Genomic DNA, 12,745 nt, shown 5'->3' on the forward strand with positions numbered 1-12,745 from the left:
CCGCGGTACCTGGCGGCACACCGACGCCACCGCGGCCTCCGCGGGCGCCGCCGACGCCAGGCCCGCGGCCACCGCCGGGCAGGAAGGGCAGACCACCGAGACCGGGCCCGCCGGCGCCGGTCCCGCCGCCGGGGCCGAGCCCGCCGAAGCCGGGGCCGGGACCACCGGTGATGCCGCGCCACCGCGCGACCGGATCGCCGCCGCCGGCCAGCGACGGGATCGTGCCGGAGCTGTTGCCGGTCGTGCCCGGGGTGAGCACGGCGCCGGTGTTGCCGGGCGGCGCCGGCGGCGCGCCGGGCGTGCCGACGCCGGTGCCCGGGTTGCGGAGCCGGTCGGACCCGGGATCCACGCCGTCGGACGGCAGGCCGAACTGCGGAGTGGTCGAGTCGATGCCGAGCACCGCGCCCTCGAAGCGCTGCATGGTCTGCACGGCCTTGCGCTTGAGCTTGCGCTTGCTGCTGCCGAAGCCGAACGCGCTGGCGATGCCGCCGATGGCGGCGCCGAACGCCGCGCCGATCGGGCCGGCGACCGCGAACCCGGCGAGCGCGCCGCCGCCCGCGCCGGCGTACCACGCGTCGTGCGGCTTGCCCGGCATGGTGTCCTGAGCCGAGCGCAGCGCGCCGCTCGCGTCCTGGATCGGGTCGCCCATCTGCTGCGCGACCTCGCCGAGCTCGGTGATCCAGCGGGCGTTGGTGGTCACCGTGCGCGCCGCGTCGTCCGCGGTCGCCCCGGACCAGTAGGGCATCAGCCGGTCGAGCGACCGCTGCAGATCCGAGGAGGCCGTGACGACCGACGAGCCGTGCCGGCGCCACTCGCCGGCGAGCGCGTCGAGCTGACCGGGGCTGGCCCGCTCGGCCACCATCTTGATCAACGACTCGAGGCTGTACCCGTCCCAGTTGACGCCGCCGGAGACGTACCGGTCGTTCTCCTGCCGCCGGCGCCGCCGATCCCGCTCCGCTTCGGCTCGCGCGTTCGCCGCGGCCTGGCGCAGCTCGAGCACTCGACCGACCAACTCCTGGATGACCATGCCGGTGACCCCGATCAGTCCTGAGATCGTCGCTTCCGACCGTTACGTTATCGGATCGGACCGACACCGGTCACTGAATCGGGTCAACAGGCCGCGAACTGCTATCCGGTGTCGAGATTCCGCCCTACCGACGCGGCCAATTGGCGGATCGCGGAATACAACTCGTTGGGGAACAACGGGTTCACGCTCGTCCACTCGGCATTGCCGCCGAGCCGCAGCCGCCCCCGCTCGGTGTCCAGCCAGCGCAGCTCCTCGCCGACGCGACGCCACGCGCCCGCGTACCCGGCGCGCCGCGCCAGGCCGGCCTGACCGTTGCCGAGCACCGGTTGCAGCTGCGTGACCATGCGGTCGGCGAGCCGCTCGTCGATTCCGTGCGCGCCGAGCAGATCGTCGAGCTCGTAGCGGCCCATCCCGCCGCGCCCCCGGTTCAGCAGCTCCCGGTACACCTTGACCAGTGCCCCGCGCGGCATGGTGAACGGCGTGATCTTGGCCGCGTCCAGCTCGGGAAGCAGCAACAGCAGCTCGTCGACCGCGTCGTCGGGCGGCAGCGCGATCAGGCCCGCGGTGTGGTCGGGCCCGTCGAGCTCGCAGACGGCCAGCAGCGCCTCGCCCCGGTGCGCAAGCAGCAGCGCGCCGAGCCGCCGGGCGCCGATCGCGAGCATCAGGTCCAGCGCGGTCGGGCAGCTTTTGAGCAGGTGCACCAGGATCTCCGCGACACCGAGCGGTCCGCGCTCGTCGGCCAGCCCGCGGGCGGCCAACCGCTCCCGTGCCGCGCCGAAGTGCATGCGACGCTCCACTTCGGTCGCGCCGACCGAGCGGGGTCGCAGCGGAAACGGCGCCGGCACGCCGGCGTAGGTGCACAGCAGATCGATCTCGACCGCGTCCAGCGAGGCGTCGAACCCGGTTCGCGTGGACATCCGGCGGCGTCAGCCCTTCTTGCCGGCCGGGTCCTGGCCGGCCGCCGTGACGTTGCGCGCCGCCGACTCGTCGAGCTCGCGGTACTCCATGGCCGCGGCCTCGGCGCCGGCGATGAACTCGTCCATCCGCCGCACGGCCTCGGCCAGCATCGGCCGCAGCCCGCCGGTCGTCGGCTGCTGCGGGTTGTCCAGCGCAGCGTCCAGCCGGTCGAGGAACTTCTGCTCGAGCTGCTTGCCGACCGGGCTGATCCCCAGCCGGGGCGTGTAGGCCGCGGACTGCATCCGGTCGACCTTGTCCTGCACGTCGCGCAGCCGCCGGCGGGCATCCCGCACCACGTCGGTGAACCAGTCCAACCGGTCCGGGTCGACCTCCCAGCCGCCGGACTCCGCGGGCTTGCTCTTGTCCTCGGCCGGGACCGGCGCGGCGCTCGCCGGCCGCCTGTGGCGCGGCGCCGCGGTCGGCATCGGCGGCGGAGCGGCGGGGTTGCCCTCGGTGTCCGGCGCCAGCTGTTGCAGCAGGGGCGACCGGTCCCGGTCCGCCGCCTCGTGGTCGTTGAGCATCGCGATCCCCTCGTCCTACAGACCGATCACCGGCGGCGAAGCCTTGCTGTCGGGGGCGAACGGGCCGTCCGCCTCGAACGGGAACCGCCGGCGGTGGTCGTCGTCCTTGTTGCCGCCCGCACCCGCACCCATGCCACCGGCCATCGGGGCGCCACCCACGCCCGCGTGACCGTCCGCGTCGAGCATGCCGGCGCTCGCCGCCGGCAGCATGCCCGGCACGCGCTCACCGTGCGGCGCGACTCCCGTGCTGGCGCCGGGCCCGCTCGACCGGCCGCCGCTGCCGCCAGGAACCAGGGCCGGCCCGCCGGCGAACGATCCGCCGCCCGCACCGCCGCCAACGCCGGTCGGCCACCCGACCCCCGCTCCCCCGCCGCCGGCGCCGGCGTGCTGCTGCGCCGACGTGCCCGAGCCACGCTGCCCGGTCAGGTCCTCCCAGGTGGCCGGTGGTGGGTCGGTGCTGCCGGCGGGCGGGGGGACGACCGGCGGCTGGGTCCGGACGGGGTCGGTCCGCGGGCGAAGAATCGGGCTCGGGCCCTCGAACTGCGGGATGGACTGGTCGATGCCCATCGCCGCGGTCTCGAACCGGCGCATGGTCTCCACGGCCTGGCGCTTGAGCTGCGCCTCGTCCTCGGCGGCCTGCGCGGCGCTCTCCGATCCCGCAGCCGCGGCGGCGATCGCCGCGGCGAGTGGCCCGCCGGCCGCCTCGCCGAACATGGCGGCGTCCGGGGCCGAGCCGGGCGCGACGGCAGGGTTGACCGCCGGCAGCTGCGGCATCTGATCCTGCGCCGCCTTCAGCGCGCCGGCCGCCTCCTCCACCGGCGTGCCCATCGTGTAGGCCTTGTTGCCGAGATCGAGCAGCCACTGCGCGTTCAGCGCGACGTCCATGCGCGCCTGCTCGGCCGCCTTGCCGGACCAGAAGTTCATCAGCTCGTCCAGCGCGGCGGCCAGCTCGTCGGCGGATTCGGCCGTTTCGTCGCCGGCCGCGCGCCAGTCGTCGGCCAGCCGCACAAGGGCCGGGATGTCGACCTTCTCGGTGACCATCGCGATGAGTTGCGGCAGCTCGTAGCTCTCCCAGTTGGTGTCGCCGGTGACGTACCGGTCGTCCTTGGGTGAGCCCGGTTTGCCGCTCGCCGCGTTGCCCATGCGCGCTGCCCCTCTCCGCACTCAACGTCGGTTCTGACTGTAACCGTTCGCCTACCGTCACATGCGTGGTTTGACTCAAGCACGCTTACGCTCGAATCGTGCCAACAGTTCTCGCCGTATCCGACGAGGTGGTCGAATCGTTGTGGACCGAGCAGGTCCGCCGGCACCGGGTCGACCTCGTGCTGGCGGCCGGCGACCTGCCGTTCGACTATCTGGAGTTCCTGTCCGACGCCCTCGACCGGCCCTGCGTGTTCGTGCCCGGCAACCACGACATCGACCTCGGCCGCTACGCGTCGAGCCGCGGCATGTGGATGCGCGACGGCATGCCGGCCGAGTGGCCCGGCCCGGCCGGCGGGTTGAATGTGGACGGTGGCATGACCGACGTGGCCGGCCTGCGCATCGCCGGTCTGGGCGGATCGATCCGGTACAACGACGGGCCGAACCAGTGGACCGAGCGCCAGCAGGCCCGCCGGGTCCGCCGGCTGGCGCGTTCGGTGGCGTGGCGGCGGTTCCGGGACGGGCGCGGGGTCGACGTGCTGCTCACCCACTCGCCGCCCAAGGACCTCGGGGACCGCGCGGATCCGGCGCACCGCGGGTTCGCCTGCCTGCACGACGCGGTCCGCCGTATGCGGCCGAAGTTGCTGGTACACGGGCACATCCACCCCTGCGGAAGTCAGGTGCCCGATCGCCGGATCGGTGAGACCCTTGTGGTCAACACGGTTGGCTTTCGCATCCTGGAGATCGACACCGGCGGGCGGGAGGACCGCGATGGCACGTGACACCGGGTTCCCGGTCGCGGACGCGGAGAACGACTTCATCCGCGCCCGGCGCCGGCAGGTGCTGTCCCGGCTGGCGACCTGGCTGCGGCACGGGCCGGACGACGTCGACGTCATGCTGCCGTTCGACGAGGTGGTCGGCGCGCTCGGCCGGGCCGGGGAGCGCCGCCTCGGCCTGCAGACGATCGCGCTGGACTCGATCGTCGGCAGCGTGGACCGGACCAAGGAGTTCGACCGCCGGTTCCGGCCGACCTCCTCGGCGGTGCGGGAACGCTGGCAGCGGCTGGCCCTTGCGCACCGGCGGGGCGAGGCCATCCCGCCGATCGAGGTGTACCGGGTGGGCGACATGCACTTCGTCTACGACGGGCACCACCGGGTGTCGGTGGCCAGGGCGCTGAACCTGAGCAGCATCGACGCCTACGTCACCGAGGTCCAAACGCGACTATCGCCGGACGGCGTCCAGTACCGCAGCGACCTGCTCGTCAAGGACTACCGCCGGATCTTCCTCGACCGGGTCCCGCTGCAGGGCGAGGCCAGGGCGGCGGTGATCCTGACCGATCCGTGGGACTACGCGGAGCTGGCCGAGTCCATCGAGGCGTGGGGCTTCCGGACGATGCAGGGCGAGGGCCGGTTCCTCGACCGCGCCACCGTTGCGCGGCGGTGGTACGAGGAGGAGTTCCTTCCGGTGGCCCGGATGCTGCGCGAGGCCGACATGATCGGCACGGACACCGAGGCCGAGGCGTACATGTGGGTGGCCTGCGAGCGCTACCGTCTACTTCGGACACATCGGTGGGACGAAGAGGTGATCAGCGCCCTGCGCGACGGTCAGCGCGGCCGGCCGTAGCCCGCGCCTGCTCCTCGCCCACCTTGGGCTGGGCCTTGCCCACCACGAAGTCCGCGTAGTGGTCGAGGAATCTGGTGCCCAGGTGCTGGGCGTACCCGAGAACCAATGCCAGCACCAGAAGCGCCGGTCGGTTGGCGACGATGTCTTGCAGCAGACCGGTTCCGGCGATGAGCACGCCGACGACCGCGAGCACCGACCCGAGCATGATCTTGATGGTGGCCTGGTACGGCGTCAGCGTGTAGGCGACCACGCTTGGCCTGGTGTTCAGCAGCAGGATCACCACCGCCACCGCGCCGCCGAGGGCGCCGAGCAGCTGCACCAGCCAGATGTCGCCGCCGGTAGGGCCGGGTCCGCCGGTGGGACAGATTCCCTTGACACACAAGGGAAGCAGGGACGGGATCAGCGAGCTCAGCGCGCCGAGCACGAGGTTGAGCCCGAGCAGGAGCAACCCGAACAGCACCAACCGGTTCCGCAGGCTGCGCACACCGGTGTGCGAGTTGTCCGAGATGGTGAACGCGGCCCGCAGCGCCTCGGCGACCGTCGCCCGCTCATGGGTTCCGATCCTGTCGGGATCGATCGCGTCCAGCGCCTCGACCCGCCAGTCGTTGTACTTGAGGTCCTCCAGCGCCCGTGCGCGCACGGCCGGGAGGCGGGCCGGCAGGTCCGGGCTCGAGGCGATCACCTTGGCCTCGGCCAGATGCAGCGCGCGCCAGGCCCGCTCGATGTGCGAGCCGGAGTACCAGCTGGCCAGGTTCGCCTTGGCCATGGTGGACCGGTAGGCGATCTGCATGGCCTCCGGCACGCCGGTGGGCAACGGCCCCGGCGGTCGCTCGTCGAGCTCGGCCTGCAGCCACTGGAGGCGCTCGCCGACCGGCACCCGCCATGCGGAGAACCGGGACTTGGCGACGTCGTCGGACCAGTCCGGCGTGGTTCCGGGTGGCGCAGGCGATGCGCTGACCGGCGGTTGCGGGGTGGCGTCGGGATCATGGTGAACAGGGATGGTTGCCATCGTCCTCGGCCCGTGCTGGATTCAATACGCTCCGTCGCCCAACACATCGTACGAGCGGCCGGGTTCATAACTACCGGATCGAGGAGGTCGTCCCGGACTCGCCTCCCGGCTCGCGCCCGGCGAGCAGCCCGACACCTCGGCCCCGCTCGCGTACCGCTCCGTCCGGGCGGTGCCTGGCCAGCACGGTCACCCCGAGGATGGCGACCGCGGCCCCGGCCATCAGCCCGATCCCGCGCCAGCCGCCGGCGTCGACCGTCTCGTCGAACATGCCGATCCCAAGGCCGGTGGCGACGAGCGGGTTCAGCACGGTCTGGCAGCCCACCACGATGTCCGGCGGGCCGCTGGCGTAGGCGAGCTGGAGCAGCCAGGAGCCGGCGGCGAACGCCAGCACCAGCCCGGCCACCGACAGCGGGGACACCGCCGCGATCCCGCTGTGCTCGAAGGTGTACGTGACGTCCCTGATCAGCACCGACACCAGCCCGTACGCGGCCCCTGTCCCCGCGGCCAGCGCGACGCAGCGCGGGATGCCCCGCTGCACGGCGCCGATCATGCCGAGCAGCGCCACCACGCCCGCGACCAGCTCGCCGGCGCGCAGCACGTCGGTCTCGGAGTAGGCGACCGAGTTGGCCGCGCCGGCCGCGAGCGCCACGAACAGCCCGACGCCGCCGGCGCTGGCCAGCACCGCGACCGAGGCGGCCGCGTCCAGCCGGCCACCGGTCGACCGGGCGTTGAGCACCGCGCTCATCGGCAGCGCCAGCACCACGATCGGCGCGACCACCGTCACCGGCGCCATCGCCAGCGCCAGGATCTGCAGCACCGCGCAGACGAACAGCACGGCGAGCCCGAGCAGCCACCGCCGGTTGCGGGCCAGCCTCGGTAGCCCGCTCAGGTGCAACCCGGTGTCGCGCGACTCCGCCCGCACGCCGGCGGCCTGCAGCTGCACGCCCACCGCGCTCAGCGTCGCGCCGAGGACGGCCAGCACGATGGCGAGCGGGATCATCCCAGCACCCGTGCCTGGGCTGGTCGGCCCGCCCCGCCCCTGACCGGCGCCACGGGCTCGGTGCGTGATCTCATCGCAGCTCCGGGGATCGCTGAAACCAGTCTCCCGCGTTCGTTGCGAAGGTCAACGCGAACCGCCGGCGGTACGTTCCCCGGCGCTGAGAGACTCTCAGCCTTCCCAGATCTGTACCGCGTGTACGACGAAGGGCGCCTCCGGCACGTACGTGCCCCCGCCGGGGTAGGTGTCGAACTCCGCCTCCGTCTCGCACACCGCACCCTGGTACACCGTGACCGCCCGGCTCATCCGGTTGGCGAACGACCGCCCCGCCACCGGAAGCGGCACACACTCCCCGGCGTTGACCGTCGCCAACGACACCCGGCGGACACCGCCCCGATATCCCTCGCGCACCCACACGCAGAGCTCGCCCCGCTCGCACCCGCCCCGCCGATCGCCCTCCGTCCCCGCAACCCCCGCCCCACCGGCGAGCGCCGCCGCCACCACCCCCACGACCACCAGCCACCGCACCACGGTGCCCTCCTCGTCTCCGCGCCGCCAATCGAGCGCTCCGCCCGCAAGACTGCGCCCCGCCGCGAGGAAACCCCCAACCCACCATCCACAGATCCACAGTTGTCCACAGGCGACGCTGCGGGATGATCAACTGTCGGTCGAGGCGGGTAAACTGGCCCACGAACCCGCCCCCCACCCCAGACGGGGTGGGGGCTGGGCTGATTCGGGAGCGGGGCTGATCAAGGAGCCGGGCTGATCGAGGAGCGCGGCGAATTTCGGCGCCGGCGGACGGTCCGGCGGGCGCGTTCCCGTGGCTGACTTTCGCCGGAGCGCTGCCGTGGAGCGGTGCGGGCTTGGGCACACGTCCGACGGTGTCTGATGTGGACTGTCGGGAGTGGAGGGTGGGGTTTAGCCGTGGGTGCCCATGGCCAGTTTGGCGAGGAGGTCGCGGCCTTTTTCGGCGTTGCGGGGTTGGGCGAGGACGTCGTAGCGGCCGGCGACGAGTTGGCTGGCGGAGGCGATTTCGCGGCTGCCGCGGGTGGAGGCGTAGCCGACGGCGGCGAAGACGAGGCCGAAGACGACGCCGGCGGACAGGCCGACGAGGATGGGGGCGAAGGACATGGTCTGCTGGCTGAACACGCCCAGCAGCAGGCCGACGAACAGGCCGAACCAGGCGCCGGACAGCGCGCCGGTGGCGAGGACCTTGGGCCAGCTGAGGCGGCCGATGACGCGCTCGACGAGCATCAGGTCGACGCCGACGATCGTGACGTCCTGAACCGGGAAGTCGTTGCTGGCCAGGTACTCCACCGCCCGGTGGGCCTCGGCGTACGTGTCGTAGGAGCCGATCGGCCACCCCGTCGGGGGCGTCGGCACCTTGGGCAGCCCCTGGCCGGCTCGTGCGGAGCCGGAGAACGCACCGGTCATTACCGCAATCATGCCATGAATGCCCGGTTCGAGCGGCGCAAGGGCCGGCTCAGCGGGACCGGTACTCGCGCAGCAGGCCCCGGCTGATGATGGTCTTCTGGATCTCGCTGGTGCCCTCGCCGATGAGCAGGAACGGGGCCTCGCGCATCAGGCGTTCGATCTCGTACTCCTTGGAGTAGCCGTAGCCGCCGTGGATGCGGAACGCCTCCTGGGTCACCTCGACGCAGTACTCCGACGCGAGGAGCTTGGCCATGCCGGCCTCGACGTCGTTGCGCTCGCCGGAGTCCTTCAACCGGGCGGCGTTGACCATCATCAGGTGCGCGGCCTCCACCTTGGTGGCCATCTCGGCGAGCTTGAACGCGATCGCCTGGTGCTCGGCGATCGGCTTGCCGAACGTGCGGCGCTGCTGGGCGTACTCGACGGCCAGCTCGAACGCGCGGATGGCGATGCCGCACGCGCGCGCGGCCACGTTGACCCTGCCGACCTCGACGCCGTCCATCATCTGGGCGAACCCGCGCCCGGGGACCTCGCCGAGCACGCGGTCGGGGCCGATCCGGTAGCCGGAGAACACCGCCTCTGTGGTGTCGACGCCCTTGTAGCCCATTTTGTCGATCTTGCCGGGAATGGTCAGGCCGGGCGCCACCTCGCCGAACCCCTCGGGCTTCTCCACCAGGAACGCGGTGAGTTTGTCGTGCGGCCTGACTGCGCCTTCCATCCCCTCCTCGGTGCGGACCAGCAGGGCGATCAGGTTCGACGAGCCGCCGTTGGTGAGCCACATCTTGGCGCCGTCGATGATGTACTCGTCGCCGTCCCGCCTGGCCCTGGTCTTGATCGCGGCGACGTCGGAGCCGAGGTCCGGCTCGGACATGGAGAACGAGCCGCGGATCTCGCCCGTCGCCATCCGGGGAAGCAGCCGCTCCTTCTGGCCGTCCGTGCCGTGCTGCTTGATCATGTGCGCCACGATGAAGTGCGTGTTGATCACCCCGGACACGCTCATCCAACCCCTGGCGATCTCCTCGACGACCAGCGCGTAGGTGAGCAGCGACTCGCCAAGACCGCCGTAGGCCTCGGGAATCGTGAGGCCGAACAGCCCCATCTCCTTCATGCCGTCGACGATGTCGGCCGGATAGGTGTCGGCGTGCTCCAACGCCTGCGCGTGCGGAATGATCTCCTTGTCCACGAAGTCGCGGACCGTGGCGAGAATCTCCCGCTGGATGTCGGTCAGTCCGGCGGTCTGGGCGAGGCGGGCCATCTCCAGCTCCCTTTCACGGCACGGGTTACCGGTCAGTATCTCGCGGTTAACGTCCGTTTGCGCAAGAAAGGTGCCGAGGGCCACGCGGCTTTGGCGGGAGTCAGCCGATGCGGGCCCGGCTGCGGGTCGGGTTGCCACGCGGCCGCCCGTGGGCCGGCGGGGGCGGGGAAATCACGGACTCGCCGCATTCGCGGCAGTCCTCGGCCAGGACGTAGACGTCCTCACCGCAGCGGGAGCAGCTGCGGAAACTGCGCTCGAAAAGGTCGTCGCGGAGTCGGCGGCGACCGAACAAGCGCGGCCTGCTGGTGTCCTCCTTGGTTGCGCGGTGTCTACCCATGGCCGACAGCCTCACCCGAACGGGTGGGATCGAAGCAAGCCCGAGCCGTGATCTGTGCGTTATATCACTGCAACCTTTGACGATCGGTTACCGTTCCGACCTGGACAGTAACCGATCTGACGCAGCGTGATCAGGTGACGACGGGTCCGTTCGAGGGCTTCTCGACGTCGCTGGACTGCCGGGGAACCGGCGGTGTCCGGCCGTCGGTCGCCTCGGTCTTCGGCTTGGGCAACGCCTGGGTGCCGGCGGCGTTCTCCAGGAACCGGAGCAGCTCCACCGGGAACGGCAGCACCAGGGTCGAGTTCTTCTCGGCGGCCACCTCGACCACCGTCTCCAGCAACCGCAGCTGCAGCGCCGCCGGGGTGTCCGCCATGATCGCGGCGGCCTCGGACAGCTTCTGCGAAGCCTGGAACTCACCGTCGGCCGAGATGATCCGCGCCCGCCGCTCCCGCTCGGCCTCCGCCTGGCGGGACATCGAGCGCTTCATCGACTCCGGCAGCGCGACGTCCTTGATCTCCACCCGATCGATGTGGATGCCCCACTCCAGCGCCGGGTTGTCGATCATCATCTCCAGGCCCTGGTTGAGCCGTTCCCGGTTGGACAGCAGGTCGTCGAGATCGCTCTTGCCGATGATCGAACGCAGCGAGGTCTGGGCCACCTGGGCGACCGCGAACCGGTAGTCCTGCACGTTGATGATCGCCAGCGCCGGGTCGATCACCTTGAAGTAGACGACCGCGTCGACCCGGACCGTCACGTTGTCCCTGGTGATGCCTTCCTGTGCGGGCACCGGCATCGTGACGATCTGCATGTTCACCTTCTGCAGGCGATCGGCGACCGGCATGATGAACGCCAGCCCCGGCTCGCGCACCTCCGGACGGACCCGGCCGAACCGGAACACCAGCCCACGTTCGTACTGCTTGACCACCCGGACACTCGCGCTCATCCAGATGCCTGCGACGGCGAGAACGGCGAGCAGGAGGTAGACCAGGAGCATGGCGAACTCCCACGTCACGGTGCCAAGATCGGCGTGCCTCGGCTATGCCTCGATGCTACGCCCGGCAATCGTGGCGGTGGTGATGCTCTTCGGTAACCTGCCCGCCCGTCACTTCGGGTCGAGCACGAACACCGGGAGCTGCCGGTCGGTCTTCTGCTGGTACTCGGCGTAGGGCGGGTAGGCCGCGACGGCCCGCTCCCACCACTCGGCCCGCTCGGCGCCCTCGACCTCGCGCGCGACGTAGACCTTCGTGACGGTGCCGTCCTGCAGCGGGAACTCGGGGTGTGCCTTGATGTTGTAGTACCAGTCGGGGTGCTGCGGGGCGCCGCCCTTGGACGCCACGACGGCGTACCTGCCCTCGTGCTCCACCCGCATCACCGGGGTGTAGCGCAGCTTGCCGGTCTTCGCGCCGCGCAGCGTCAACAGCACGACCGGCGATCCGAGGATCTCGACGCCCTCGGTGGTACCGGTCTCAAGGATCTTCCTCGTCTGGTCCCGCACCCAATCCATGGGGCTGAGCTCTACGGTCTCCTCTGACACGTCCAGGAACAACACTCACAGCGCCGCGCTCATTCCCGGCTCGGTGTCATGGCGACGACTCGATCGCCGCGGCCAGCGCGAGGATGCGCCGGGCGTTGTCGACGTGGAGGTGCTCGATCAGGCGGCCGTCGACGGTGATCACGCCGCGGCCGGCGCGCTTGGCGGCCTCGAAGGCCTCGATGATCTTTTGGGACCGGGTGATCTCGGCCGGGGAGGGGGCGAAGATCCGGTTGCACGGCTCGAGCTGGCCGGGATGGATGAGGGTCTTGCCGTCGAAGCCGAACTGGCGGGCCTGCAGGCATTCCGCCTCGAAGCCGGGGAGGTCCCGCACGTCGTTGTAGACGCCGTCGAGGATCGCCCTGCCGGTGGCCCGTGCGGCGAGCAGGGCCAGGGACAGGGCGCCGAGCAGCGGCGCCCGGCCGGGGACGTGCTCGGCGTGCAGCTCCTTGGCCAGGTCGTTGGTGCCGAGCACGAGGACCGTCAGGCGGTCGCTCTCCCGGGCGATGTCCTCGGCGTGCAGCGTGGCCACCGGGCTCTCGATCATCGCCCAGATCGCGGTGCGGTCGGGGGCGCCGGCGAGCTCGAGGCCGCGCTCGATGGCGTGCACCTCGGTCGGCGAGTTGACCTTGGGTACCAGCACGGCGTCCGGGCCGGCCTCCGCGACGGCCCGCATGTCGTCGACGTGCCACGGGGTGTCCAAGCCGTTGACCCGGATCGCCAGCTCGCGGCGGCCGTACGCGCCGGACGTCACGGCCTCGCACACCCGCTTGCGCGCGTCCACCTTCGCCTCCGGGGCGACCGCGTCCTCCAGATCGAGGATCAGCGCGTCCGCGGGAAGGGTCCTGGCCTTCTCGAGCGCCCGCTCGTTGGCGCCCGGCATGTACAGCACCGAGCGGCGCGGGCGCATGGTCGGG

14 protein-coding genes are annotated in these 12,745 nt (G+C 71.5%); 2 read left to right on the forward strand and 12 right to left on the reverse strand.

The features are described from left to right. The 4 genes from VGX25_RS21020 to VGX25_RS21035 all read right to left on the reverse strand — a co-directional run. Window positions 1-1,027, reverse strand: a 1,027-nt coding sequence (locus VGX25_RS21020; protein ID WP_414635890.1) for a WXG100 family type VII secretion target, incomplete at its 3' end; no start/stop codon positions are given. 101 nt (window positions 1,028-1,128) lie between these two features. Further along, window positions 1,129-1,944 carry an ESX secretion-associated protein EspG gene (locus VGX25_RS21025; protein ID WP_326919563.1) on the reverse strand — a complete coding sequence of 272 codons (816 nt, stop codon included), beginning with the start codon at window positions 1,942-1,944 and terminating at the stop codon, window positions 1,129-1,131. Window positions 1,945-1,953: 9 nt separating this feature from the next. Beyond that, window positions 1,954-2,505 carry a hypothetical protein gene (locus VGX25_RS21030; RefSeq protein ID WP_326919564.1) on the reverse strand — a complete coding sequence of 184 codons (552 nt, stop codon included), beginning with the start codon at window positions 2,503-2,505 and terminating at the stop codon, window positions 1,954-1,956. Between the two features lie 15 nt (window positions 2,506-2,520). Then, window positions 2,521-3,648: a hypothetical protein gene (locus VGX25_RS21035; protein ID WP_326919565.1), complete on the reverse strand. Its 1,128-nt coding sequence runs from the start codon at window positions 3,646-3,648 to the stop codon at window positions 2,521-2,523. Between the two features lie 98 nt (window positions 3,649-3,746). On the opposite strand from VGX25_RS21035, the gene VGX25_RS21040 reads away from it, so the two are divergent. Together VGX25_RS21040 and VGX25_RS21045 are read left to right on the forward strand one after the other, a co-directional pair. After that, the gene (locus VGX25_RS21040; RefSeq protein ID WP_326919566.1) at window positions 3,747-4,427 is read left to right on the forward strand and encodes a metallophosphoesterase family protein; all 681 of its coding nucleotides are present in this window, start codon (window positions 3,747-3,749) and stop codon (window positions 4,425-4,427) included. Then, window positions 4,417-5,268, forward strand: coding sequence for a chromosome partitioning protein ParB (locus VGX25_RS21045; RefSeq protein ID WP_326919567.1), 852 nt, complete (start codon window positions 4,417-4,419; stop codon window positions 5,266-5,268). Before VGX25_RS21040 ends, VGX25_RS21045 begins: the two co-directional genes overlap by 11 nt. On the opposite strand, the gene VGX25_RS21050 is transcribed toward VGX25_RS21045, so the two are convergent. The 8 genes from VGX25_RS21050 to VGX25_RS21085 form a co-directional block, all read right to left on the reverse strand. Continuing rightward, window positions 5,231-6,277 carry a hypothetical protein gene (locus VGX25_RS21050; RefSeq protein WP_326919568.1) on the reverse strand — a complete coding sequence of 349 codons (1,047 nt, stop codon included), beginning with the start codon at window positions 6,275-6,277 and terminating at the stop codon, window positions 5,231-5,233. The two genes, VGX25_RS21045 and VGX25_RS21050, sit on opposite strands and share 38 nt — an antisense overlap. Window positions 6,278-6,347: 70 nt before the next feature. Further along, window positions 6,348-7,277 (reverse strand): DMT family transporter, encoded by a 930-nt coding sequence (locus tag VGX25_RS21055; RefSeq protein WP_326919569.1) that lies wholly within the window; start codon window positions 7,275-7,277, stop codon window positions 6,348-6,350. Window positions 7,278-7,445: 168 nt separating this feature from the next. Continuing rightward, complete coding sequence (locus tag VGX25_RS21060) at window positions 7,446-7,805, reverse strand: peptidase inhibitor family I36 protein (protein ID WP_326919570.1); 360 nt, start codon at window positions 7,803-7,805, stop codon at window positions 7,446-7,448. 387 nt (window positions 7,806-8,192) lie between these two features. Beyond that, window positions 8,193-8,708 carry a general stress protein gene (locus tag VGX25_RS21065; protein WP_326919571.1) on the reverse strand — a complete coding sequence of 172 codons (516 nt, stop codon included), beginning with the start codon at window positions 8,706-8,708 and terminating at the stop codon, window positions 8,193-8,195. A 49-nt stretch (window positions 8,709-8,757) separates the two neighbouring features. Further along, window positions 8,758-9,960 carry an acyl-CoA dehydrogenase family protein gene (locus VGX25_RS21070; RefSeq protein WP_326919572.1) on the reverse strand — a complete coding sequence of 401 codons (1,203 nt, stop codon included), beginning with the start codon at window positions 9,958-9,960 and terminating at the stop codon, window positions 8,758-8,760. A 467-nt stretch (window positions 9,961-10,427) separates the two neighbouring features. Next, a complete protein-coding gene (locus VGX25_RS21075) occupies window positions 10,428-11,240 on the reverse strand; it encodes a slipin family protein (RefSeq protein ID WP_414635898.1) in 813 nt (270 codons plus the stop codon). Between the two features lie 159 nt (window positions 11,241-11,399). After that, a complete protein-coding gene (locus tag VGX25_RS21080; RefSeq protein ID WP_326919573.1) occupies window positions 11,400-11,801 on the reverse strand; it encodes a nitroreductase family deazaflavin-dependent oxidoreductase in 402 nt (133 codons plus the stop codon). 76 nt (window positions 11,802-11,877) lie between these two features. Further along, window positions 11,878-12,738 carry a CoA ester lyase gene (locus tag VGX25_RS21085; RefSeq protein ID WP_326919617.1) on the reverse strand — a complete coding sequence of 287 codons (861 nt, stop codon included), beginning with the start codon at window positions 12,736-12,738 and terminating at the stop codon, window positions 11,878-11,880. Window positions 12,739-12,745 lie beyond the last annotated feature (7 nt).

The organism is Actinophytocola sp., assembly GCF_035942955.1.
Classification (GTDB): Bacteria; Actinomycetota; Actinomycetes; order Mycobacteriales; family Pseudonocardiaceae; genus DASYTH01.

Excerpts from the sequence above, each read along its gene's own strand:
- VGX25_RS21070 (WP_326919572.1), bottom strand. The coding sequence starts at position 9,960 with ATGGCCCGCCTCGCCCAGACCGCCGGACTGACCGACATCCAGCGGGAG.
- VGX25_RS21025 (WP_326919563.1), bottom strand. The coding sequence starts at position 1,944 with ATGTCCACGCGAACCGGGTTCGACGCCTCGCTGGACGCGGTCGAGATC.
- VGX25_RS21080 (WP_326919573.1), bottom strand. The coding sequence starts at position 11,801 with ATGGATTGGGTGCGGGACCAGACGAGGAAGATCCTTGAGACCGGTACC.
- VGX25_RS21075 (WP_414635898.1), bottom strand. The coding sequence starts at position 11,240 with ATGAGCGCGAGTGTCCGGGTGGTCAAGCAGTACGAACGTGGGCTGGTG.
- VGX25_RS21085 (WP_326919617.1), bottom strand. The coding sequence starts at position 12,738 with ATGCGCCCGCGCCGCTCGGTGCTGTACATGCCGGGCGCCAACGAGCGG.
- VGX25_RS21030 (WP_326919564.1), bottom strand. The coding sequence starts at position 2,505 with ATGCTCAACGACCACGAGGCGGCGGACCGGGACCGGTCGCCCCTGCTG.
- VGX25_RS21050 (WP_326919568.1), bottom strand. The coding sequence starts at position 6,277 with ATGGCAACCATCCCTGTTCACCATGATCCCGACGCCACCCCGCAACCG.
- VGX25_RS21045 (WP_326919567.1), top strand. The coding sequence starts at position 4,417 with ATGGCACGTGACACCGGGTTCCCGGTCGCGGACGCGGAGAACGACTTC.
- VGX25_RS21065 (WP_326919571.1), bottom strand. The coding sequence starts at position 8,708 with ATGACCGGTGCGTTCTCCGGCTCCGCACGAGCCGGCCAGGGGCTGCCC.
- VGX25_RS21055 (WP_326919569.1), bottom strand. The coding sequence starts at position 7,277 with ATGATCCCGCTCGCCATCGTGCTGGCCGTCCTCGGCGCGACGCTGAGC.
- VGX25_RS21035 (WP_326919565.1), bottom strand. The coding sequence starts at position 3,648 with ATGGGCAACGCGGCGAGCGGCAAACCGGGCTCACCCAAGGACGACCGG.